Source organism: Vibrio fortis (assembly GCF_000695685.1).
Lineage (GTDB): Bacteria > Pseudomonadota > Gammaproteobacteria > Enterobacterales > Vibrionaceae > Vibrio > Vibrio fortis_A.
On record NZ_JFFR01000002.1, the window covers coordinates 722679 to 746048 of the forward strand.

Annotated in this window: 17 protein-coding genes and 1 pseudogene; 4 read left to right on the forward strand and 14 right to left on the reverse strand. The window is 43.0% G+C overall.

Annotation, left to right across the window (positions count from 1 at the left end):
* Positions 1-6 precede the first annotated feature (6 nt).
* The gene (locus VFDL14_RS19535) at positions 7-759 is read left to right on the forward strand and encodes a DeoR/GlpR family DNA-binding transcription regulator (protein ID WP_032549356.1); all 753 of its coding nucleotides are present in this window, start codon (positions 7-9) and stop codon (positions 757-759) included.
* 10 nt (positions 760-769) lie between these two features.
* Here the strand turns inward: VFDL14_RS19535 and VFDL14_RS19530 are convergent, their stop codons facing one another.
* The gene (locus tag VFDL14_RS19530; protein ID WP_032549358.1) at positions 770-1702 is read right to left on the reverse strand and encodes a LysR family transcriptional regulator; all 933 of its coding nucleotides are present in this window, start codon (positions 1700-1702) and stop codon (positions 770-772) included.
* 268 nt (positions 1703-1970) lie between these two features.
* Here VFDL14_RS19530 and VFDL14_RS19525 point away from each other — a divergent pair, with 268 nt between their 5' ends.
* On the forward strand, positions 1971-2642 hold the full coding sequence (locus tag VFDL14_RS19525) for a DUF1826 domain-containing protein (protein WP_032549360.1): 672 nt from the start codon (positions 1971-1973) through the stop codon (positions 2640-2642).
* Positions 2643-2842: 200 nt separating this feature from the next.
* Here VFDL14_RS19525 and VFDL14_RS19520 read toward each other — a convergent pair whose 3' ends face one another.
* The 8 genes and pseudogenes from VFDL14_RS19520 to VFDL14_RS19480 form a co-directional block, all read right to left on the reverse strand.
* On the reverse strand, positions 2843-4198 hold the full coding sequence (locus tag VFDL14_RS19520; RefSeq protein ID WP_032549362.1) for a phospholipase D-like domain-containing protein: 1356 nt from the start codon (positions 4196-4198) through the stop codon (positions 2843-2845).
* Between the two features lie 21 nt (positions 4199-4219).
* The gene (locus VFDL14_RS19515; protein WP_032549363.1) at positions 4220-5089 is read right to left on the reverse strand and encodes a hypothetical protein; all 870 of its coding nucleotides are present in this window, start codon (positions 5087-5089) and stop codon (positions 4220-4222) included.
* Positions 5090-5091: 2 nt separating this feature from the next.
* On the reverse strand, positions 5092-6888 hold the full coding sequence (locus VFDL14_RS19510; protein WP_032549365.1) for an AAA family ATPase: 1797 nt from the start codon (positions 6886-6888) through the stop codon (positions 5092-5094).
* A gap of 13 nt (positions 6889-6901) precedes the next feature.
* Complete coding sequence (locus VFDL14_RS19505) at positions 6902-9040, reverse strand: restriction endonuclease subunit S (RefSeq protein WP_084181810.1); 2139 nt, start codon at positions 9038-9040, stop codon at positions 6902-6904.
* Entirely contained in the window at positions 9040-10833 is a 1794-nt protein-coding gene (locus tag VFDL14_RS19500) for an N-6 DNA methylase (protein WP_032549366.1), read from the reverse strand. Before VFDL14_RS19500 ends, VFDL14_RS19505 begins: the two co-directional genes overlap by 1 nt.
* Positions 10834-10860: 27 nt before the next feature.
* A pseudogene (hsdR, locus tag VFDL14_RS19495) lies at positions 10861-13324 on the reverse strand (EcoAI/FtnUII family type I restriction enzme subunit R).
* A 28-nt stretch (positions 13325-13352) separates the two neighbouring features.
* Positions 13353-14258, reverse strand: coding sequence for a restriction endonuclease (locus VFDL14_RS19485; protein WP_032549369.1), 906 nt, complete (start codon positions 14256-14258; stop codon positions 13353-13355).
* A 79-nt stretch (positions 14259-14337) separates the two neighbouring features.
* Complete coding sequence (locus VFDL14_RS19480; protein ID WP_032549371.1) at positions 14338-14724, reverse strand: helix-turn-helix domain-containing protein; 387 nt, start codon at positions 14722-14724, stop codon at positions 14338-14340.
* Positions 14725-14855: 131 nt separating this feature from the next.
* Here VFDL14_RS19480 and VFDL14_RS19475 point away from each other — a divergent pair, with 131 nt between their 5' ends.
* Positions 14856-15317: a lecithin retinol acyltransferase family protein gene (locus VFDL14_RS19475; RefSeq protein ID WP_032549372.1), complete on the forward strand. Its 462-nt coding sequence runs from the start codon at positions 14856-14858 to the stop codon at positions 15315-15317.
* Between the two features lie 90 nt (positions 15318-15407).
* Here VFDL14_RS19475 and VFDL14_RS19470 read toward each other — a convergent pair whose 3' ends face one another.
* The 4 genes from VFDL14_RS19470 to VFDL14_RS19455 are packed head-to-tail and all read right to left on the reverse strand — an operon-like array spanning position 15408 to position 20587.
* Positions 15408-17309: a DNA/RNA helicase domain-containing protein gene (locus VFDL14_RS19470; protein ID WP_032549373.1), complete on the reverse strand. Its 1902-nt coding sequence runs from the start codon at positions 17307-17309 to the stop codon at positions 15408-15410.
* Positions 17310-17321: 12 nt separating this feature from the next.
* Positions 17322-17723, reverse strand: coding sequence for a (deoxy)nucleoside triphosphate pyrophosphohydrolase (locus VFDL14_RS19465; protein ID WP_032549375.1), 402 nt, complete (start codon positions 17721-17723; stop codon positions 17322-17324).
* The gene (locus VFDL14_RS19460) at positions 17720-18556 is read right to left on the reverse strand and encodes an HNH endonuclease (RefSeq protein WP_032549376.1); all 837 of its coding nucleotides are present in this window, start codon (positions 18554-18556) and stop codon (positions 17720-17722) included. Before VFDL14_RS19460 ends, VFDL14_RS19465 begins: the two co-directional genes overlap by 4 nt.
* Before the next feature lie 3 nt (positions 18557-18559).
* Positions 18560-20587: a hypothetical protein gene (locus VFDL14_RS19455; RefSeq protein WP_032549378.1), complete on the reverse strand. Its 2028-nt coding sequence runs from the start codon at positions 20585-20587 to the stop codon at positions 18560-18562.
* Between the two features lie 138 nt (positions 20588-20725).
* On the opposite strand from VFDL14_RS19455, the gene VFDL14_RS19450 reads away from it, so the two are divergent.
* Entirely contained in the window at positions 20726-21586 is an 861-nt protein-coding gene (locus VFDL14_RS19450; protein WP_032549380.1) for a helix-turn-helix transcriptional regulator, read from the forward strand.
* Positions 21587-21720: 134 nt separating this feature from the next.
* Here the strand turns inward: VFDL14_RS19450 and VFDL14_RS19445 are convergent, their stop codons facing one another.
* On the reverse strand, positions 21721-23346 hold the full coding sequence (locus VFDL14_RS19445; protein WP_032549381.1) for a hypothetical protein: 1626 nt from the start codon (positions 23344-23346) through the stop codon (positions 21721-21723).
* Between the last annotated feature and the right edge of the window lie 24 nt (positions 23347-23370).

Below are 23370 nucleotides of genomic sequence, written 5' to 3' on the forward strand. Positions count from 1 at the left end.
AACAGTATGGAATTAAACCAGCGCCAAAAGCAGATACTTGCCACTCTTAAATCCAACCAAGATGTTCAGATTGACCATCTCGCTGACCAGTTTGCTGTTACCACACAAACTATTCGACGTGATGTAAACCAACTGTGCGAACAAGGATTAGCAAGACGTGTACATGGTGGCGTGAGCCTGCCGACCGCACTAACCAACACCAGCTATCGCTTTCGTACTGGCGTTGAGTCCGAAGTCAAAGACAGCATCGCAATGGCGGTGGCTAATGCGATACCGGAAGGGTCGACTGTGATGATGGGGATTGGCACAACCGTGACTCGAATCGCTCAGTATCTGCTTGCAAAGCCCGCTCTACGCGTTATCACTAATAACCTGCAAGTTGCGCGAATTTTAGAAGCGAACGAGCAAATCGAGGTCTATTTAGCAGGCGGTTTACTGCGTCGTGAACACCAAGACATGGTAGGCAGCAGCGTGGTTAACTTCTTCTCCGATTTTGAAGCCGATATTGGTATTTGTGGTTGCGGCTCTATCACAACGAGCCATTATGCGATGGAGCATGAACAAGTTGAGGCCGATCTTTCCAAAGCCATTCTCAACAACAGCCGTGAATGCTGGCTAGTAGCAGACGCGAGTAAATGGGGTCGTTTTGCTGCGCTAAAAGTCGCTCCCCTAGATAGATTTGATCGTATCTATACCAATAATCGTCAACTCCCAGAAGAGCTAAACGTTCAGTTCATCGACGATACCGTATCTGCTTAATTCCCGTCGATTATCGAACCAGCCCACTTGCATCGCTACGAAGGAAGTGGGTGTTTTCGACTAGGAAATCAAGCAATGTACTCGCTTGAGGGCTCAATGCCCGACCTTTTAGTGACTGCACTTTCACTCGAGCTTTAGATAAGATCTCAAGATCAGTCGGCACTATCTCAATCTCTCCCGATTCAACCTCTTCCAAGACCGTTAGCTTCGGCATAAAAGTAACGCCTAATCCCGCTGATACAAAGTTTTTCAAGGCGCTCACTGAGTTAGTCTGCAGCTTTGGTGAAAGACTCACATGCGACACCTGCTCTGCATGATGAACAAGCCTCCCCATACCAGTTGAGTTATCGATCAGCGCGAGAGGTAAAGCCTGCAGATCTTGCAGTGTTGTCGGTTCATCTTTCAAAGTTAGGAGGTGCCCTTTAGGAACAATGAGCTCTAGTGGATGACTTCGCTCAACATGAGTATGCAGCTTAGGATGAGGCGCGGCTGCATAGGTAATCGCGAAATCGATCTGCTGATCTTCAAGTAGTTTAACTGCATCTAACGCACCAGCGATTTCAATCGATAAATTGATATCGGGGTAACGAGTCATAAAGGTTTCCATCGGCTTGGAAACGAGATTAGTAATGAAACCCTCACCGATTGCGATACTGACACTACCACCCGTTAAGTTCTTCAACTTCGTTAGTTGAGAAAGCACTGCTGCTTCACTGCGTATAATGTTGCGATAGTGATTCAGCAGCTCATTACCAGCCTCGGTCAAATACGATTGACGGTTATTGCGCTCCCACACTTTCATTTCAACCTGAGCTTCAAGTTGCCCTAACATGCGACTCATGGCTGCCGGGTCTACGTTGAGCATTTTCGCCGCCTTGCGCAGTGAGCCGTACTTAGACAACCCATTTAGATACTCCAAAGCGCGTATATTGAAATGATGCATAATAAATCCCTGTACTACAGCAATTTGCTAAGGTTCTCATATTTATTGCTATCTGATCTCGATAAATTCTCTTCTTGCCCCTGTAAGGGGAAAATCTGTGCTTGAGGTCACCTATCTACTGTCAAACTGGAAAAGTTATCCCAGCGTTGTTTAGTCGCTGCATTTTGATTGTCATAGTTGTTATGATATAACATTTCAAATATCAACTATTATTGATGCTGTGAAATGTTATATAGCGTTAACCAATTTAGACACCGGGGATCACACCATGAACACTGAGACTACTGAACTATTTGCTGCTGATACCGAAACGAGAAATACACCTTCGTTCAGCAAAGGGAAATTGCCAACAGTGCTTACAGATATATATCAAGACAATCTGAATATGGTGGTTTGGGAGCGTGCTTTCAGTAAGGAACTGACACAAGCCATCGAAGAGTTTATTTCAAATAACCCGGATTTCAGTAAGTCAGTGAATGTCTCTTCTGAAAGTGCTTATCAAGAATTACAAAAATCACTCGACGACTTACCCCCAACTTTAGTTCAGAACATTGCTGAGCTAGTTGATATGTTCTGTTGCTTATTCGATCTCAAAGATGCTGGTGTACGCCTAGCAACATTAAACAGTGCTATGTGCCCACGCTTTCATGTCGATCGTGTCCCTTGCCGATTGGTTACCACTTTCCATGGCACAGCAACACAATGGCTACCTAACCATGTTCTTGATCGCTCTAAGCTTGGACATGGCAGCTACGGACAACCTGACCACCTATCCGGCTTATACCAAGATGAAAGTGACGTTCAACAGTTATCGTGTGGTGACGTCGCACTGTTAAAAGGCGGAGCGTGGATTGGTAATGAAGAGACAGCATTAGTACACCGCTCACCAATGGTTTCTGCACGAGAGAATAGACTGCTGTTGACCGTAGATTTTGGGTAACGCTATGCCGGTAAAAGAATAATTTTCGCCCAAAACGACAAAAGCCTAGCATTGCTGCTAGGCTTTCTGGAATATGGCGGGAGGGAGACAGCAGACTCTAACGCATAACCTATTGATTTTATATTAATTATTAATATTTTAACCCAATGAGTATTACCTAAGGTATTACCTTATGCATTTACTATAATTGGCACTGACGACTAGAAGTTTATCTTCACCGGATAACCCAGTGCTCGCAATGATTTATTGGTTCTTCCATTCCTTGGTGGTGTGGTTTCCGGTTGAGCCCAACCCACAACTTCAGCAATTGAGTTTATCCCATAGTGAGGTATCCAAAGTTCGTCTGTTTTACTCGCTGCATAGATTCTTTCCCAAATCTCATCAGACTTTCCAACATACAAGATATTGAACAAGATCTGTCTGATATCTTGTCCTTTCTTATTTCGCTGATTCATCAACCAACGCGCGTATAGCGGTACTCTTTCATCGCGCGAAAGTGTCTTGACTTCAGGTCGGCCTAATATTGCTGTGCTCATTTTTATCACATGGTCTTTAGTTGCATGAGTACACCAACATATTTCTTCTACTTCATCTATAGACAGATTAAGTATTCTATCTTTAGCAAGTAGTTCACGTAGCTTTGGAGCTGTATTATAAAATGTATCATCTTCGTGCGATGGGGCTGCAGGGTGCTTTTTCCACCAAGCCAAGGCATTCATTAACGCTGCATTTGGATCTTTTTCATGCTTTGAATGAAACTCTTCATAAGGATAAGTACCATTTTTTTGTTTTACTTCGTTATAGTAGTATGCGTGTAAAAACTGGTCGACTTGCCAATATGCCGGAATATCCTCTGAAACCCAATCAGGACGAAAATCATTAATCTGTGAGGCTATATTGTCAATTTTGGAAATGGCAGATTGCCACTCTTTCCTGAAGTTTTCTTTTCTCTTATCAACAGTATTTGATTTGGTGCAATCACTAACTCCATTGAACTCTGGGATTTTTCTCCCTTTTCGAGTTTTGTCATCAAACTGATCAAGACCCGCCTTTTTTCTATCTTTAAGAAGTGTGAGCTGTTCATCAATGATGTCTTGTGAAAGAGGAACTGACTCCTCCAACTCTTTCAGCTCATCAAAGTAACTTTCTAGCTGTACGACCATATTATTTGAAACAAGATCTTCTTCCGTAAAGAACATTCCCGTTTCAATATTTGTCCACCAAGCTCTGTTTGAAAGGTTAGCTGAGCCGATGTAAGCACCATAGCCTTGCCACCAAATGATTTTAGCGTGAAGAACATCCGGGATTAGCTGACAAAAAATATTGTTCTTTATGTTTTTTAGTAACTGCGTAAGTAGCCTTGGTTGAACAGGAACGGTATGATCGTAACGCATCCAAATATCAAGCCGATACTTATTATCAATACAATTTTTCAACAATGTATCAGTGTCATCACCATATGCAATTGCTGCGAGCACGCCGTCAACTTCATCTTCAATTTTAGGCAAGTAAGATGATAGGTAACATTTATTTATACCGTTGGCGATTAACTTCATTGATTTTCAGCCTTTCTCGTATTAAGCAACTAAACGCGCTAGCTGCGCATCCTCTCTGAAAAGAACACACCATTTAGCAACGGATGATAATTCAGAGTCATGAGAAGTTAGTTTTCGGATGTTCTCACAGTGCGTTTCAACTTTCTGTAGCGCCCCTGGGTTCCCCCCTTGACGACATCTAGACTTAAATTTTTGATATTGTTCAATCTCGAAACAAACTTTTTGCCAAACCTTTCTTCTTGCTTCAGCTAAATCTGCGTGCTCATTGAGCTTTAGACGAACGATTGTTTGTTCAACTCGTAACTTTTCCCAGTCTGAAGCTGTAGGAACAGGGATAGCGTTCCCAGTTTCATCGAAAGCAATGAGGTCAGTGTCATACTGGATAGTCGGATCCAATAGGAAAGCATCTTCAGATTCTTCACGTTGATTTTCATATGTCGAGTATAGAGAACCATCTTTTAACGGAAACCAACCTCCTTTCTTCCGATTACCCACATTTCCACATAACCTATAGTTAGTGTAATCAAATGCTAGCCACCAATAGCCATCGCGTACCGTTTTATCAATACTTTTAGCTTCCTTTTTCGGGCGAAAATGCTCCACATCGTAGTGTGAGTAGAGCTCCTTTACTTCTGAAAACCAACACTTACCTTTGGATAAAACTTTTAGCCATAGTTTCAATTTACCCCAGTGTGATGAATGGTCGTCGATGTATTTATTGCGCGCAGCTATATCACCGCTTTCATGTAACGCCTCAATAGCTTCTAGGTGATCATTTGACTGATTTAACCATTCTTGCCATTTAACTTCAGTCCATGGTGTCCAGTCCGGAAATTCAGGGTCAGCTGGTGTGTTATGAGGAGTCTTACCTGTAAAGTTAATGAAGCGCATACTTAATCAGCCTCACTTAATATTTTGTTGATAATATCATCAGCAATAGCATCTTGTTCTGCAAGCTCTTCAGCCGACAAGTCAGGTTTATGAAATTTAGTATGTTTAGCCATCTTTCTTACAAACATTGCATAAAAGGGGTCTTTGAAATCTGACGTCGCAAAACCTAGATCAGCTAATTCATCACTTAACCTTTTTAATTCAGCTTCTTGTTCTACTGTTTTATTATCTATAGCAAAAAGAGCATTGCGTTTAAATAACCTACGTTCAGTTTCACTATCTAAGGTCGAAGACAAGCCAAATAATTCACTCTTAAGCAAACCTGTGACGCCCATCCCTTGAGGATGTTCATTTGGTTGTTCAACAAGAGTTTTCAAGCCATTTTTGCGAATGATATGGACTTGTTCCTTTTTGAGTGACCCCACCATCATTGGATCATGAGTAGTAATCAGGATCTGTGATTCGCCTTGAATAGCATTTTCACTACGAGGCTTAAGGACGTTTTCGATGTCATCAAAATAGCGAAGTTTCCAAATTGGATTTAGGTGAGTGTCTGGTTCATCAAGAAGAAAAAGGCAATGATCTTCGCTGGTTATTCGCATGAGCCCAAGAACAGTTAGCATTTGTAGCTCACCTTCGGATAGCTGAGTAAAACTCACTTTACCACCGTGTTCATCGCGTTTCTTTACGGTTATTCTTACTTCATCAATCAAATCGCCAATGTAAGCACCTTCGGCGTAACGGAAGAAGCTGTCGGGGCCGCCGACCAATTCACCGAGCTCTCTAAGCTTTTCTTTGTTGGGTACATACAAATACAGCTGCTTTTGTTTTTCTGTGCGGCCACGAAAATCAATTTGTTTACTGACTTCCTGCTCAATGGGCGCCCAGGCCACTTGCCAGAGTTTATCTAGAAACTCGCTGACTACATTGCCACGGGCATACCAAAAACGCGGGTCGCCTTCGTTGATTTCCATTTCATCGAACTTACCGCTGCGGCGTTTTTCACGCAGGCGGTGGGGTTCTTTCAGTACAAATAGCGCTGACTCTAAAGATTCGATATGCAGGTTGTTTAGTACCTTTTTAAATACCGGGTCATCCGAGAGTAAACAGGCAAGCAACACCAATTGGCTGTGACCGCCACGACAATAAAACAGGCGGCGCAGACGGTCATCGCCTACTTGTTTTAATCTGGACTCGCGGCGGCGTTTGGCGTCTTCTATTGCGCGAATATCAGCATCGGAGGCGGTGAAATTGTCCAGCAGGTCTTCAGACAAAACTTCGTCGGTGGTGATTTCCTGACGTTTGTTAAATCGGCGCTGGTGCTCCTGAAATAACTGTTCGATGCGCTCATTGCGGCCAGAGTAATAGGCAAATATATGTGTTGGTAACAGCCGTGGACCGCGACGCTTATCTTGCGGGACTTTGTCCGGCGGGTCATTTTTAATCAGATACTCTTGGCTAACACGATCACCATCTACCCAAACGTAAGGGCGCTTCTGTTTGGCAGTATCTGCCTGAATACGCACTATGTGACCACGAATTTCGTATTCCAATGTGTAATCAAAAGACGCTTCTCGGTCGAGATCGACATCGCGAAACAGGGTAATCAGTGCTTCGATTAAATTGGATTTGCCGGTGCCATTCTGGCCAATCAGCGCATGACTGCGAATGCGTTTTGCAGGTGTATTGCTTGCTGGAACGGCGGGTCTGCTCGAAACCGGCTCCAACTCGCTGGCAAAATTCACTTCAAGATTACGCAGGTTACGAAATGCTTGAATCTTTAATTTTTTTAATTGCATTCCACTATATTCCTTAGATTTCCTGAAGTGCTCTAGCCTCAGCTACTGAGCGTTTTATAATCCAACCGTTTTTCATCTCTAGTTTTAGCTGTTTTTCGAAAGTCACTCGCTCTAGGCCTGATTGGTTAAATAAATCATCCTCATAAACCAGACCACCGAGTTTTTTAATGATCTGAATTAACTTGGCTCCATCTTCATCGATGGTTTTTTCTACATCTAAACCATCTTTGAGAATTAGCACTGAGGGCTCTAAAAGCCAGCCGTGGGCGACTTCGGTTTTTAACTGCGCGTAAAAGGCATCTATCTCACCACCAAAGCGCTGCCATAAATCTTTGGCGCTCATCTCGCCACTATGGCGAGCCAGGATAGTGGCCAGTGGAGCTTGTGCTTTTACATCGGGTGGTGTGCCTAAACGCACTGGTGCCACCAGTTCAGTTTGTGGGGCTTTCATAGGTTCCTCTTCTTGTTCGATAGCGTGGCCGGTAAGAGTGGAAACTGTTGCACCAGCCAGCGATGCCGATAGGTTTTGCTTTTTCTCTAGTAACTTTCGCCACTCAATGCATTCAGCAGATATCGATGAAAATGCAGCAAGGATATTTTCCTGTTCTTCCAATGGAGGAATTGGAAACGGGAAGCTACGAAGTTGTGTCATGTTGATAGATGCAAGGTTTGTTGTTTGCTTAGAAGCACCCGCAAAATAGTCTCTACCAATGCCCGAGTTAAGAACCAATTCTGCCCACTCATTTTTTATCAGAGCACTTGGCACTCTCGCTTTGAATACATGATTCTGATGGAGGACGTTATCTGCTTTTTTGCGCCAAATCGCTGTGCGACCGACTTTGTCCCAATCACCGCCTTCGGTAATTAAAAGATCGCCTTCTTCAACAAGATACTTGGGTAATTCCGTTGCGACGATTTCAATGGTTTTAAGTGTGTCCAGCTTGAAATAACCACGCTGAACATTTGCAACTGCTAAATATGGGCAAATAACCGTTTTCTTTCCTTGAAGGTTTCTTCCCTTCGTCACGCCGCCAATTACTATGGCGATGTCATCAAAAGCAGTTAATTCCCAATGCTCTGGATAAGCTGTTTCAACATCCGTCATTCCCACTACTTTTTGCCGACGCATTAGGCCATTTTCAATATATTCGTCACGTCTTTCTGTGCAATCTGCCTTTATTTTTTCCAGGTCTGGCTTTGCGTGGACAGCAGGTGAGAGAAGACCACGAACAGCAAGGTTTTTGATTTCAGCAATCGCATCATCCACATCATCCGGCGCGGAAAACAGTTGGTCGAAGTTAGCTTGCAGGCGTAGCCAGCTGTCTTGCAGCTCATGTGGGCTTTGGCTGACGGCGACGGCTTGCAAGGTGGATTGGCGCAAGTGGTTTTGCAGTTGACGTTTTCGTTTTTGTTGCTCTTCTAATTTGTCACATAAAGCCATCAACTCATCGACTTTAGCGACAATGCGAGATTGCTCCTCCAGCGGAGGTAAGGCCGCAGGAAGAGCTAAAAGCTTAGCTTGTTTAATCCCTGAAACTGTCATACCGGTTCCATTGACTTCGCGAGTCTTATACAGAATTATAAAGAAATCTGTATTGACCTCTTTGGGTAATTCCAAAGCCTTCAAATCCTGATTGATGGCAACTGGTACTCGATTTACCAACACTTTCCCTAATCCCATACGAGTACAAACGATTACACGTCCGGCTGGTATTAGATTAGACGAACTATTTTTAAGCCCATCTTCAGTAATGTGATCTTGAGTATTATCCAAGTATTTAAAGTCTTTTAGGTCCTTAACACTTGCCCAAGGGATATTTCCCCCCCAATAACTTGGATTACTTTTCGAGGGGGTTCCCCCACCAGTTATCGTCAGGGCAAGATCACCCAATCGACATATAGCCCAATGGGCAGGAATTCTATGAATAGCTCTTGACGGAGGCGATTGCTGTGCAATCACTTTCTTTTTGTCAGTATGTTCACCTTTCTTCCTATTAATAGATTCAAGCAATGGCGAAGCATCTAATGAGCTTTCAAATGAAATCAAATATCCAGAAACAGCCAAGTGCAGAATCAGCTCCCTTAACCGCTTCACGCCGTCAGGCGCATTGGCTATATGCCCAAACTCAGCTAAAAACTGTTTAGCATCCATTAAGCTATTCCTTCATCTTTGAACTGATGAGCTAATGCAGCACCCAATTCACTTTTAAGGGCGTTTTCGACTTCTTCTATCTCACCTAGTAGCTTTTTGTACTTTTCTAGTAAGACATCGGGATCATGGCTTTCTTCTTCTGGTGCATTAGGGTTTGGTATATCTAAGTTATAGATCGGCCAATACAAACGGTCACCAGCGAATTGAGCATCTTTTGCTTGAATACGTAATGGCTCTGCTTTGGCTTGCAGCTCTGATATCTGAGTGTTTACTCTCTCGCGGTTGTCTGAGTCTTTTGTACCCTTAAGGCTTTCTCTCAATGAGCGAATCTGGCTTTCTAGCTCACTTGCTTGATTATTTAGTTGTTCGGCCTTGTCCCATTGAGGTTGTGCTGCAGCAATTGCGTCTTCGCGCTTAGCCTTGAAGTCGATCTTCCAGGCAAACTCATTCTCTACACGCTCACTAAAGTCGTTCTCTTCACTTCCCCACCATGCTTTTTCCGCTTCAAACTCTTCGATACGGATAGGCTTTGTTTTTGAGTAACTCTTATAGCCTTTTGGATACGGGTGCTCGTAAAACCAAATATCACTTGTCGCAAACTCATCACTGCCGTCGGCAACCTGGCCTTTACGTGTGAAGAACAGTAAATTGGTTTTGATTGTGGTATACGGAGCAAATACGCCTTTAGGAAGGCGAATAATGGTATGTAAATTACATTCACGGAGTAGCAACTCTTTGAGCTTTCCTTTTATGCCATCGCCAAACATTACCCCATCAGGTAGCACAACTGCAGCTCGGCCATTGTCCTTAAGTAGCTTTTTAATCATCAAAGCCATGAACATGTCTGCAGTTTCACGAGTACGTAGATCTGCTGGATAATCAGAGCCAACACCATCATCTTCATAGCCGCCAAACGGTGGATTAGTAATAATGCAATCATGCTTATCATTGGCAGACCATTCATTCCACCCTTTAGCAAGGGTGTTACGGTGATCAATTTGACTAGGTACATCAATGTCATGCAATAGCATGTTAGTCGTACACAAAAGGTGAGGTAACTGCTTTTTCTCAAACCCAAAAATCAGTTCTTCAATCGCTTTTTTATCTTCTGCGCTCGATTTTTTGCTCACCTGCGTTCGGAAATGGTCTATTGCAGCAGTAAGGAAACCACCAGTACCACATGCAGGATCTAGTACTGTTTCCCTCTTATCTAGACGAGGATTCACCATTTGCGCCATAAATTGAGTGATAGCGCGGGGGGTGTAGAACTCACCAGCATTACCCGCACCACGAAGATCGTTGAGTAATTGCTCGTATACATCACCAATATTGGCGCGTGTTTTGAAGTCATGAAAGTTAATTGAGTCTTCAAGCTTTTCTATAATAGCCAGCATCAATGGGCCAGATTTCATATAGTTATTAGCATCTTCAAAAACTTGCTTAATAACTTTGTATTGCTTGCCGGCATTAGCATCTATGCCATCTTTCAGTGCTGGGAAAAGCCTATTGTTGACAAAGTTAGTGAGTTCACTGCCAGCGATTTGCGGTTGTTTCTTGCCTTGTGCATCAACTTTGAACGCAGCCCAGTTCCGCCAACGGTACTGTTCAGGAATCGGTGACTTGTAGGTTTTTCCTGCTTCTTCAGCATCGTCTTCCCACTCTTCTTCTCGCTGGTCGAAAACCTTAAGGAACAACATCCAAGTTAGTTGTCCTAAACGCTGCGCGTCTCCATCAACCCCATCATCTTTTCGCATGATGTCTTGGATGCTTTTTACTGTGCTACTTAAATTCATCTTACTTCTCTGTTAAATCCACGATGACTATGCAGTTAAATCATCACGGTACAATTCGTTCTCAAGCTCTTTTATTGCTTGTTGGTACTTATCGAGCCCACCAAATATGTGTCGTCGGATCTGAGTCTTACTGCCAAGCTGGTCAAACGGTGGAAGCTCTAATATTTTCGGATTTTCAATATCTTGAACGCCATGTTGGGCAAACTTATCAACTAAAGCCTCAAGCACTAACTTTGCTTGTTCACCGTATTTACCAAACACATCACGCTTTTTCACATTGTTGGCGCGCTCTTTTCGCGTCAATGGTTTTTGGTTGAAGGCGACATGAGCGACCAAATCGAACACATCCAACTCGTCACCGTTAGGAATCGCTTGCTGCAACAATTCTAGTTTGATTCCGTGCTCCGCCAACTGTTCAACAATCGCCTGCTTTCGATCGCTATCATTCCAACGTTTTAAAAAGTCAGAAAGTGTACCAAAATTCTCTTTGACTGACTGCTCTATTTGGTCTTTGAGAAGCACTCGGTAGTCTTCAATAATGAGCTTTCCATCAGTATCTAGATACTGTGACCTTTCTGCAGCTAAATCTACATCAACATCGTCAATTACGAACTTCTTACGAGGCTCTTTCGGATCGCCAGGGTCTTCTGGAGGACCTGGGAAGTCTGGTTCTGGTCCATCACCATCATCTTCTATCGGTGGAAGATCTTCTGGCGGAACCACTGGCTCATCCGGTTCTGGTTCATACACAATTACTGGCTCGCCATCGAACTCAGGATCAGAAAAAAGCCTAGTCGCCCCTTTAAAGTCCATAATGGTAAAGTAGAGTTTGTTATAATCTTCTCTTAATCGAGTTCCTCGCCCTATGATTTGTTTAAACTCAGTCATAGAGTTTATGTTCTGATCAAGAACAATTAGCTTGCACGTTTTCGCATCGACGCCTGTGGTTAGTAACTTTGATGTTGTAGCGATGACGGGGTAAGGCTCATCATTATCAATAAAATAGGAAAGTTGGGCTTTACCTTCATTATCATCACCCGTAATACGCATGACATAACGTCTGTTGCTTGCTGCCGCTGGAATAAGCTTCACCAACTCTTGCCTCATTCTTTCTGCATGATCTTGCTCGTCACAGAAGATGATGGTTTTGGCCATGGGGTCAGTTGAGCTTAAATATTCCCATACCTTTCGGGCTACAAATCGGGTTCTTTTCTCAAGCACTAGATTCCGATCAAAATCTTTTGTGTTGTACTGCCTTTGCTCTACTTCCTGACCATATTTGTCTGTCTTGCCTTTCTCAGGTGTGTAACCGAGGGCGTCAACATTAGATGCAATACGAATCACTTTGTAAGGAGCCAGAAAACCATCTTCTATACCCTGTTTTAACGAATAGGTATAAATTGGTTCACCAAAATACTTAAAGTTAAATTCAGGATTGATGATCTGCCCGTCGACTGGTTTTACTTCTTTAGGTGTAGCTGTCAAACCGATGTGAGTAGCACTGTCAAAGTACTTAAGGATCTCATGCCAAGCAGAGTCTTCTCGAACGCTACCTCGGTGACACTCATCTATTACAACTAAGTCGAAAAAGTCTCTTGGAAACTGCTTGTAGATTTGCTTCCAATCTTCTTTCCCTGTGACGGCCTGATATAGGGCCAAGTAGATCTCATAGCTTTTCTTAGCTTGTCTGTTTGTTACCTTATGCATGAACTCGCCAAAAGGAGCAAAATCTTGCTGCATAGTTTGGTCAACAAGGATATTCCTATCAGCTAAAAACAAGATCCGTTTTTTTGCCTTAGCTTTCCAAAGACGCCAAATAATCTGAAATGCGGTGTAAGTTTTTCCTGTACCAGTTGCCATAACTAACAGAATACGTGATTGTTCTTTAGCAATAGCTTCTAGAGTGCGATTGATTGCTACACGTTGATAGTACCTAGGTTCCTTACCGGTGCCGTCCGTATAGTACGGCTGTTCGATTATCTTTTGAGCTTGCGTCGTTTCAATACCTTTCCACTGCTGATAGATAGGCCAAAGTTGGTCTAACGTTGGAAACTCATCCAAGGTTAGCTCGCGTACTACAGGTAGTGTTAATCCCGTACGATCATGGAGTAAAAAAGCATCACCATTACTACTTATCGCAAATGGAGCATCAAGCATCTCCATTACTACTTATCGCAAATGGAGCATCAAGCATCTCGGCATAAATGAGGGCCTGTTGCATGCCATGCCCCACTGAATAAGAATTTTTTTTAGCTTCAATAACAGCTATCGGCAAGTTTGGTTTGGCGTACAAAACGTAATCAGCTCGCATAGGACCACCTTTCTTTTCAGGGTTCTTTATTCGTGCTGCAAGTTTGCCACGAACCATTACGCGCCCATCAGTAAGATTTACCTCTTCACGAAACTGATGTTGCTTCCATTCCGCTTTTTCTATCGAAGGTGTAATGTACTTAGTGCATATATCTCTTTCCGAGAACGATTTTTTGTCCATACTTTTTACACTCCAAACCTAACCATCTCTAACCTTCAAAAAAATCTTCATCAATCCGCTTGATATGCAAAACCTGCTCATCTCGGCTACCAATGTTGTAGCGCAGCATCAGCTTAGCCAACTCTTTACCATTGATAAGCACTATGCGCATGCCTAGGTCTTTTGCTGTCTGAATAGCTGATGAGGTAAATTCGGATGTGGTAATGAAAATACCTTTTTGTGCTTTCTTCAGATTAAGCGCACCAAAGAAGTCCCTGATTTCACCTGCACCAACATTGTTACCGTCAGCATAACGCTTGGCCTGGATGTATACCTGGTCAACACCTAACGGATCTTGATTAATCACGCCATCAACACCGTTATCACCACTCTTTCCTAGTGTATGAGCCATACCCTCATCACTTCCGCCATAGCCCATAGCTAATAGTAGATCGATAAGCAATTGCTCAAAGAAGGCTGGAGACACTTTACGAGTTCGAGACAGGATGTCTGAGGCTAACGCGTCGTTAATCTGTTTGTAAGCAGCTCTGAGTACTTCATCTGGTGTCGCATCATTGTCAGACACAATTGCTTCTTCAACGTTGTCTGAATCACCGTTCTTTTGCTTAGTAAACGCGTTAAAGTCGTCAAAACGTTTAAGGTATTGGTTATTTATCTCTTCGCCACTGTTTAAAGCTTCTTCCCCCAAATCTGTTATCCTGAAATGACCGCGCCTTGTAGAACCCAAAAGCCCAGCTTTCGCTAGATAGGTTTTGGCCCATCCAACTCGGTTCGTGAATGCCGCTTGTCGGCCACTAGGAAGCAACTCCGTTCTCTCGTCTTCTGACAGATTAAATTGCTCCGCTAGCAAATCTACAACGTTGCTGAGCTTAACTTCTTCATTCTTCGCAGCCTCTAACACTGGCTTCATTAAATCTTGATAACTTGGGAGCACTATAGACCCTAACCATTTTGGCTTTTAATTTCGGCAATATACCAAGATATACAATCAGTTACATTGATATTCGTTACGTTTATTTGGACTTACCAGCCAATCCAACTATTAATGCTGCCAAGGCCGCTCCCGCTATGAAAGTACCTACATTGCTCCCTTCAGACTTCGCTTTCGTTGCGTTACCTCTGAGTTGGGCTTGAACAGACACTTGTTCACTTTCCTTGAGATTATTAACTGTATTCACGACCGAATTAAAAAGTTCATCTGGAGCAATACCAAGAGCTTTAGCACATTCAAACATCTGATCAACAGAGAACGTTGACTTTCCTGATTCCAAACGACTATAGCTAGCTTGTGAGAGCCCCATTTTTTCAGCTAATACGCTCTGCTCTATGCTTAGTTCTTTGCGTTTATTCGCGACGACCACACCCAGAATCGATGAGTAAGAAACCATTTTGTCTTGCATTTTTACCACCAATAACTAAATAACACTTGATCAATTAAGTGCATAGGTATAAGTTAAATGCATCCATATACGTTTTACGCATTTAAATACAAATTGAGAATACACATACTTTAAATCAGTAAGGAAAATTTATGAAGAATAATCTTAGTATTGGTGATCTACTTTATCGTTCAAAGCTGCTGGTAGAGCATGCCGGAATCTACCTGGGTAAGGGACGAGTACTCCACAACTCGCCAGATGGCAATGTAGAAATTTGTGCCTTAGAAGATTACGCAAATGGCAAACCAGTAAAAGTTGTTTTGAGTCATTTAAGTGAAGAGAAAAAAAACGAACTGTTTAGCCAAGCAGAACAATTGATCAAGAAAGCTAGAAAATATGGGGTGTTAGCCAATAACTGTGAGCATTTAGTCTCTACAGTACTACATGGCAAACCCTCCAGTGAGCAGCTACAAAGTGCGGGCCTTGGCGCTGTTGCAGGTCTACTTTTGGCTCACTGTAACCAATCGAAGAACTCTTTGCTGTACATATTAGCTGGTGGCCTTATAGGGTGTATGACTGTCAACGCCGCTCGCAAATACGACTGTGTTGTATAAACATGAAAGGAGTGGGATGCACATAACCCACTCCTTTCTGATATTTGCTAAAAAACTAATAGAACGCCCAAACAATGTGCCGCCCACATATTAGACCACCTGCATACCACATTGTTTTAGGTATTCGAACGTTTCCTGGTCATCACACTTTATGACTAAACCACTACGCCCACGACTGAGCAACACTCTATAACTACCCTCTGTGTAATGTTCGTACTGGCGCCGGTCTTCAGCCACCAGCTTTCCTTTGCGATAGACCATATCCTGCCCCCAGTTAAACAGAGCAAGTGATAGTTCTAAACCTTGACAACTAAACTCAGTACAAGCCGCTTCAAATTGACAACATGAATCTTCAGAACTTGGTGGCTCAACGTACCAAGGGCCAATATGTTTACCTGGTTTGTATTTATCTTTCTGGACTTCCTCAATAAACTTGCCACCTTGGCTGGACATCAACCAGCCTGTTCTAAAGGCATCTTGAAGCTTGTTTCCTTCGTGCATAGTTTGTTGTAAACCCAGAGCATAAGTTTCAGCAGTTTGCTGGTTTTGAGTCAGTCGCAATGGGTAGTAAGCCTGAATATCCAAAGCGACTTTTTGAGCTTGGTCAGAATTGTTAGATAGAACCGCTTCAATCCACTTGTCTAAACTCTCTGTATAGGCCTGCCGAATGGGCGTTTTAAGGTTATACACGTCTTTCTTAATTGGCATAACGAGTTGCATTTTATCGGCGTGCAGCGATGGCATAATAGGGATGACTTTGCCGTTTTGCGCTCTTATTGCTGCATCTAGGTCTGCTAGCATCTGATCTAACTGCATCTCATTGCGATGGATCGCTTGACCATCTCCCACCAAAAGCACCAACACTCCAAACGGTTGACAAGCAAGCCAGTTACAAAACAACATTAACTCAGACGGTGATTGTGATTCTCTAGGGCTTGCTTTGTCCCACGCTCGCTGTGCTTCATCAAATACGACAAAAGTCTCTCTGCGTGATGTTAGTGAGCGCTTCAGATCCTTCTTGAACGGGAGCAGGTCTTGGATCATCACCCGACCATCAATGACCTTATCTCCTGTCCGGCCAACTGACTGCTTACCACTATAATCTAACGTATGTTGTAGCACCTGAACGAGAGGTCCATTGCCAGAAAGAAAAATAGGTTCGCTCTGCTTTGCGCTCTCACTACGTGCAATTTCCGCAACAGAACTAATGCCCAGTAGAGTCTTACCGGCACCAGGGCGCCCATGAACGACAACAACATATCTTTGCTGCTTGTCCCTTGCATGCTGGTAAAGCTTAAAAAGTGCCGCACGTGCTTGGTCAATATTTTCACCGGCCGAGGTTTTTAGCGTAGGTATTTTAGCGTCGAAAAAGACCTGAGCAGTGCCATGCAATATGCTTGGCTGGCGATAAAATTCACCTTTTGCCCACTGGTGTACATTATAGTAACTAGGTTTACTTAATGACGTTATAAGCTGTGAAGTTAACTGGGGAGCCAGACCATCATCTGCGATGTCACACACAACGTTTGGATGATGGAACGGCTTAGCACCAGGTTTGGTGAGAACAACAAAGCCATGACCGACTAAGTCGATAGATTCACTGTGATAGCGTCGCATTGTTTGCAAATCAGAGTTTGCTCGAAGAATTTCGTATTCAGAGGCTTCTTGCTTATGTTTGAACTCGACTACAAACAATTCGCCAGCTGGAGTAACTAGGTTAACATCCGCCGCTCGTTTTCCGCCTTCACCAATCAATTCTTGTTCAAAGGCTATCCAGCACTTCTCTGGTTCCACTTGAGTTTCTGTAATGACGTGATTAAGAGTAGACGTCATTACATCGTATTCAGTTTCCCAAGCGTAGCGTTGCGCAGGATCGAGATCTTGCGTCCAACTCAAACTACGATGGAAAGATACTAACGACTGTAGAAAACTAGCTTTGTCTGTAGAAAGAAAGTCTTGCCAAGTCCCATCCCAGCCTGCTTTTAGGTCCATTTTCGTAATCCTTCAGAACGTAGACTGGAGTTTTTCAACGGCCGGTATATCGGCCGCAGCCCAATCAACACCCCAAAGTTGGTCTTTCGATAACCAGCGAGAGTCAATATGCTCCGTAAGCTCAAGTTCGCGCGTTAGTACCTCAATAACAAAGCAATGCATGGTGATATCAAAATCAGGGTAGCTATGCTCAATCGTCAACAAAAACTGTGGTTCAGTAACGGCAATTCTTAACTCTTCATCTAGCTCCCTGGCAATAGCTGCAACAAGCGTTTCGCCTGCTTCTACTTTACCGCCTGGAAACTCCCATTTTTCGCTAACATAATCTAGCTTTGATGGCGCTCTTTGTACGGCTAGGAATTCACCTTCATTTTTCAGTACAGCCGCAACGACTTCAATGTGTTTCTTACTCATTGATTTAGCTCTTCTAACAATTTATTGCTACGGGATTTTAAAACCTCAACATCCTTTACGTCATCTACGATATGCATTTTCTTGTGGCAATTGGGGCATAATGCGACTGTATTTTCAGCCGTATCGTCTCCACCTTTGGCGAGCCAAACAATATGGTGTGTCTCGAGATATGGCTCGCCTTTCGCATTTTTAAATGGCGCCGGTTGTAGACAAAGTTGGCACTGACCTTTAGCAAGGCGTTTAGCCAGTTCTGCTACCCAAATATTTCGCTCATAGCTGATGGATTGTTGTTGGTACCGTGTCGCATTTTTTCCACCTTTTGTCGCCAAAGATTGAAGCTCCTCAAGAGTCAATTTCTTGGCCTTGCGAATTCGGACGCTCTCAACGTTATCGCGATCTTCTTTTCTAACCTGGCGCTCACCCGTTACAAGCTTTAGAGGGAATATATATGCTCTTCTTGGATTACCTTGTTCATCATCTTGCGTTTCCGAGTACGGTTCACCGTCGAGAGCGACTTCGCCAACATAGGTGTATTCTTGGTCCGTAAACACCTCAAATAAGTGAACAGCGACGTCATTGGTTCTCGATTCAGCTAGCGTTTTATTCTGCTGAAACGTTAAGCTTTGATCGCCTTTAGAGCCCATGCCTGTATAGTGGAGAACGTCACCTACCCAACGATCATCATAAATAGACTTGATGTGGTTCGATACAATAACCAATGTATTGGTTTTATGTGAGCGACGCATCCCACCTTGCGGGCTGCAGCCGAAGACTTCACATAACTCTGTGTTATTGAGTTTTGTACCAGTTTTGAGTGAATTAAGTTTGTGCATAACCTATTTTACCTTGCTTTCGTCGTAATTTTGCTCTGACAGATACTTTCTTAGTTCAACTGCTTTCTCTGCAGAAACTAGTTGACCGAAGAGAAACCCACCATGTTCAAGCCAATCCCAAAACAACAGCAATTTACCTAGCCTAATTTTATCGACCCTCGCATAAGCTCTTTCAAAAGCAGCTGAATAGTACTCATTTACTTGGTTAGCCAACCTTCCTACAAATTTGTTCAAAGCATCTTCAACCCAATCTTGTTCATGTCCTATAAGCTCTGATGGTTCTTCAATACACAAGAGATCTCCCGCTTGAAGAAAAGTCTCAAGATAACTATATTCCGGGTCCCAGTTCCCCATCAATGCCTTCCAGTTTTTGTTCAGGAACTGCACTTTTGTTCTGCGTTTTATCTCATCTAGTTTATTTTTTAACTCTTGAGTCTCTTGAGGTGATTTGTTGACAGAATATGCTGAGACCTGATTCGACATATCGATACCCAATGGACTATGAACTTCGAACAGTTGTATTCGCTTTTCAAGTGGGTAGCTGAGAAGATCATTAGTGATGCGCCAGATGGCCACTGGTTTAGGTAGATCTTTGGCAAGTGATGTTGTTTGAGCACCAATTTTTTCTAAAAGAGTGTTCAAATAACGCCTCCAGATTGGAGAAGACAAATCGCTAGATATGACATTCCTATAATCACTCATAACATCTGCTAGGTGGTATCTGAGATCCGTTAACTCTTGAACTGTTACACTTTGATTCAGCACTCTTCGGACATAAACTATTTGATGGCGTAATCCTCTAAGCTCCTTGGCATGAGCTATTCGCTCGGCTTTCCTTTGTCGCTCTTCAAGCCTCACCTTTTCTCGATTGATGGTTTGATGGACAACTTTAAGCAACAAATCTCGTTCATCACATCCCAGCAATACATAATCAAAACATTCGGTTATCTCACCTGATAGGTGAGTAAGTGTTGGCAGTGCAAGTTCACCTTGCTCACCACGCAAAGCAATTTGTTCAAGAAGTTGCTTAATTCGTTTTACTGCCTGTTGAGACTCTCGTTGAGCCTTTTCCTCTATAGCAGCTGACAGTTCTTGTTGCTTTCCATGCAAAGCAGCTTTTGTGTTGATTGCGTATGGTAGCCGTTCTGGAGACAATATTAAGTCACTCAATACCACCATTTGACACCCATAGCTCATCTCTAAGAAAAGCTCTGTTGATTTAAAATCAAACTCGGGGAAATGTGCCTCAAAATAGAACTCTCCACTCTCTTGGCTTTTATCTAACGCTTCTTGAGAGAAAACAAAGGCATTACATTGGATGTCTTTCACTTTGCTCTCAAACTCCGCAAAGCTTTCAGGGTGAGCCTCTAAGGCGGTACCGTACATGATGTAATAGAAAATAGAATCGCTTCGAGCTTCACTAAACAACCAAATCAGGTTGATCTCTTCCCCTAAGAAGAACTGCTCGCGAGCATGGATTATTTCTGGGTCCAACCAACCTTGAATCAACTCTATCGCGAATCGATTACCATTGGTGTCTTCAAAGTAAATATCCGGCTTGCGCCATTTTTTGGAAGTGCCTTTTTCTGCAAAGACAAACTTTTCTACTTGGATAGAATCACGCTTTATTTGATCTGATTCTCTCAATGTACCGGCAATAAAATGCTTTGTGCGAAAGTGCCATTGAGTTTCATGCATTTCAGCTTCAGTAAATGCAAAATCACCATGGTAGTCACTGTGAAATGGACAATCTACCTCATCCAACTCCGGAATATGCTTATGATAGAAAGCAGCTCTACTAGTCGCACTTCGTGCTCGATACCTTACAGGGAGACCACAATAACCACATTGAATAAAGTCTTCACCTTCCGCGCTATAAACTACAATTTTCTTCTTTATAGATGCTGTACGAGCTTCATCAGGTGTTGAACCATAAAGCCCCAGATAATCACTGGCTAATATTGGACCTTCGATGCCTTTAATCGCAAGTTCCCATAAACCATTTTTGTTATCGCTGTTAATGTAATTCATAAAGGCCACCCGCAAGTGCGTTACGCTGTTCTGGTTACTTTCTTGACGATTTTCAGTCCCAACAATATTATGACGCCAATGACGACAGGTAAATACTGATTACATACACACGTCGCATAACTAGACAGGAGTTACATTATGAGCAAATGGCCAATACGTTGGGATCTACTGTTCCGTTACAGAATGATAGAAGTCATCGCACTATGGGAAGGACGGTTAACGACCAATCACCTGATTAAGAGCTTTGGTATTGGCAGGCAGCAAGCATCGAAAGACATCAACTCTTACCTCTCTGAGGTGGCACCTGGCAACCTCGTTTATGATAAGCAATTAAAAGGTTATAAGCCCAGTGAAAGCTTTGCCCCAGAGCTAACCAGTGGACATGCCGATGAATACCTTCATATTCTAGCGCGCAGTGAAGACATGGCTGTGACCTTTAATGAACTGGATATGGGGTTTGAAAATGTTTCCATGGTCCGCCCTATTACTCGCAATATATCACCACAAGTTTTGCGTCCTTTAGTTCAAGCTATCAGAGAGAAGAAACGTGTCGACATAAGCTACACATCACTAAAAGACGGCATTGAAGTTGAGCGGATTATCTCTCCACATACTCTCGTTTGCACATCTCTACGTTGGCATGTTCGAGCCTATTGTGAACATGCGAATGACTATCGAGATTTTGTGCTCAGCCGCGTAAGAGGCATTCCATGCCTTGAGGCCAAAAGAGTAAAAGGAAGAGAGCATGACGTGTTGTGGAATACTCCCCTCACAGTTGATTTAAAGCCTGACCCACGACTTACGGAAACTCAAGCCAATGTCTTAGCGCATGATTACGGTATGGAAAAAGGTACACTCACAATACCAACCAATGCTGCGTTGGTTCGCTATGTTCTCGATGCCTATAACATTGATATCAATGTGCTGGATTCGAATCCTAAAGGTCAGCAGATTATTGTGGCTAACTTTGAGGAACTAAAACAGTATTTATACTTCTAGCTTAAAAAAGATCAAACACGTGGGTGATTTATATGTACTAATTCAGACCTGATCTGACAGTTACCCACTTTTAGGCCCGGTGCCTGTATGATTATATCTAGGTTAGATTCAATCATTGCCTTCGTGTTAAGTGGTCATAGCTGCCAGTACCGTGCTGTCTTCATAAAAGCATACACTGTACGCAAACTATCTTCCGACTCAGGATCTTTCATTCCTCGTAACCAACGAACCTTGATTCCAAGATAGCTTGCCCACGCAACGGCTTTTTTGAACTCTCTGTAATTATCGGCTTTAGCGCTACTTTCAATATATTGGTTAACGAGCAAGTATTGCTCCTGTCCTGCCGAATAACGTGCTAAAGAAAAAGCTCTTTTAAAATGAGGATGTGCATTTTGATAGTCTTCATTTCTATAGTGGAAAATAGCTTTACACCATTCCACCAGCCAGCAGAGCATTTTGCCTAGTCCAGCAATTTCGACTCTATTCTTATACTCATCAATTTCACTTAATGACGTTGCTTCTCTCTTAAGTTTTAGCCCTTCATCCAACAGCCGAGGAAAATCACTAGGCACCAAGTCGTTAGTTGGATTCTCATGATGCTTCACTAAGCTATAAGTCATGGCAGGCCCAATACGAGCTATCAACTTCTTGAACTGCTCGATGCGACTAGTGCCTTTGCTGTCCATGTTATAGTTGATGCCTTGGGAGCCCCATTTAATTTTGTCAGCCCTAAGCCACCACAACTCCATTACGGCACTATACCAATAGTCTTGTCGTTCAAGTGCCAGAACGTCCATATTGCTAACACACTCTTGCGCCACCACTCTATAGTGACATGTCTCTCTATCAAACCTTCGGTATTGCTTCTTAAAACCGATAACGAGTTGATGCAAATAATCATCACCATAAGCATTTTGAACAGACTTGAAGCAATACGTTGTAAATCGCCCCAAAAAGAGTGCAACTCGATAAGCGTTAACCTGATTAGGAGTAATATCTCTACTGTATCTTTCATCACCAATCTCGGCCAGAGCTTCGATTGAATCATTCAGCGCTTTACTGAGAGCATGCGTACTGGGTAACTGCTGGCCTGAAGTCCACCTTTGTGCATTTTCAAGGTTCCGTTCATAACGCTTGTATTTTTCTATCAATTGCTTGTTTGTCTGATATGAAATATCACCCTGAGCTGGGTTATGGAACCTGATCTGAGATAAACCCTGAGAACTATATATCCATTGCCACACTTTGGTTATTGGAAACTGAACTGTTTCCCCCTTGGCGTCAAAGTTCACCTCCGGCAACCACCAAAACTTTTCTTCAGGTAATGATAAACCAGATGCATTAACGTCGAACGCCAACGAGTTTTTAAATAATGAAGTTAATACCCTATCTATTAAGCGATGCTGAACGACCCACTTAATCGTCTCGGGAAAAGACAGATATGTTCCATCGAGGCGGACAAGGTCTCTATATTGGTCCAAAGCATCTTCGATTGAAGCCATTATGGCTAATGTTACTCGAGGGTCATCCACTAACTCGAACACTATTTCACCAAATATACTCAGCAGTTCTTCTAGTTGGGTACTAATCTTTGAGTTTTCACTCGCTAACCGCGCAAGGCTTTTCTGTATAGCCTTTTTGTGTTTCTCGCCTCCAATAACTGAAGTTTCATCCTTCTTCTGAGGGAGGATTCCGGCGGCATTAAAAAGCTCCCGAACAACCTCACCTATAGTTGGAAAACGATAATGTAATTCTGTCATTTCATTCAAAGGGCCTGAAACCAG

What these genes read in the sequence shown, in the direction of transcription:
- VFDL14_RS19500 (WP_032549366.1), bottom strand. Translation starts at nt 10,833, where the DNA reads ATGAATTTAAGTAGCACAGTAAAAAGCATCCAAGACATCATGCGAAAA.
- VFDL14_RS19450 (WP_032549380.1), top strand. Translation starts at nt 20,726, where the DNA reads ATGAGCAAATGGCCAATACGTTGGGATCTACTGTTCCGTTACAGAATG.
- VFDL14_RS19470 (WP_032549373.1), bottom strand. Translation starts at nt 17,309, where the DNA reads ATGGACCTAAAAGCAGGCTGGGATGGGACTTGGCAAGACTTTCTTTCT.
- VFDL14_RS19480 (WP_032549371.1), bottom strand. Translation starts at nt 14,724, where the DNA reads ATGCAAGACAAAATGGTTTCTTACTCATCGATTCTGGGTGTGGTCGTC.
- VFDL14_RS19460 (WP_032549376.1), bottom strand. Translation starts at nt 18,556, where the DNA reads ATGCACAAACTTAATTCACTCAAAACTGGTACAAAACTCAATAACACA.
- VFDL14_RS19515 (WP_032549363.1), bottom strand. Translation starts at nt 5,089, where the DNA reads ATGCGCTTCATTAACTTTACAGGTAAGACTCCTCATAACACACCAGCT.
- VFDL14_RS19505 (WP_084181810.1), bottom strand. Translation starts at nt 9,040, where the DNA reads ATGGATGCTAAACAGTTTTTAGCTGAGTTTGGGCATATAGCCAATGCG.
- VFDL14_RS19445 (WP_032549381.1), bottom strand. Translation starts at nt 23,346, where the DNA reads ATGACAGAATTACATTATCGTTTTCCAACTATAGGTGAGGTTGTTCGG.
- VFDL14_RS19465 (WP_032549375.1), bottom strand. Translation starts at nt 17,723, where the DNA reads ATGAGTAAGAAACACATTGAAGTCGTTGCGGCTGTACTGAAAAATGAA.
- VFDL14_RS19520 (WP_032549362.1), bottom strand. Translation starts at nt 4,198, where the DNA reads ATGAAGTTAATCGCCAACGGTATAAATAAATGTTACCTATCATCTTAC.
- VFDL14_RS19535 (WP_032549356.1), top strand. Translation starts at nt 7, where the DNA reads ATGGAATTAAACCAGCGCCAAAAGCAGATACTTGCCACTCTTAAATCC.
- VFDL14_RS19475 (WP_032549372.1), top strand. Translation starts at nt 14,856, where the DNA reads ATGAAGAATAATCTTAGTATTGGTGATCTACTTTATCGTTCAAAGCTG.
- VFDL14_RS19530 (WP_032549358.1), bottom strand. Translation starts at nt 1,702, where the DNA reads ATGCATCATTTCAATATACGCGCTTTGGAGTATCTAAATGGGTTGTCT.
- VFDL14_RS19455 (WP_032549378.1), bottom strand. Translation starts at nt 20,587, where the DNA reads ATGAATTACATTAACAGCGATAACAAAAATGGTTTATGGGAACTTGCG.
- VFDL14_RS19510 (WP_032549365.1), bottom strand. Translation starts at nt 6,888, where the DNA reads ATGCAATTAAAAAAATTAAAGATTCAAGCATTTCGTAACCTGCGTAAT.
- VFDL14_RS19525 (WP_032549360.1), top strand. Translation starts at nt 1,971, where the DNA reads ATGAACACTGAGACTACTGAACTATTTGCTGCTGATACCGAAACGAGA.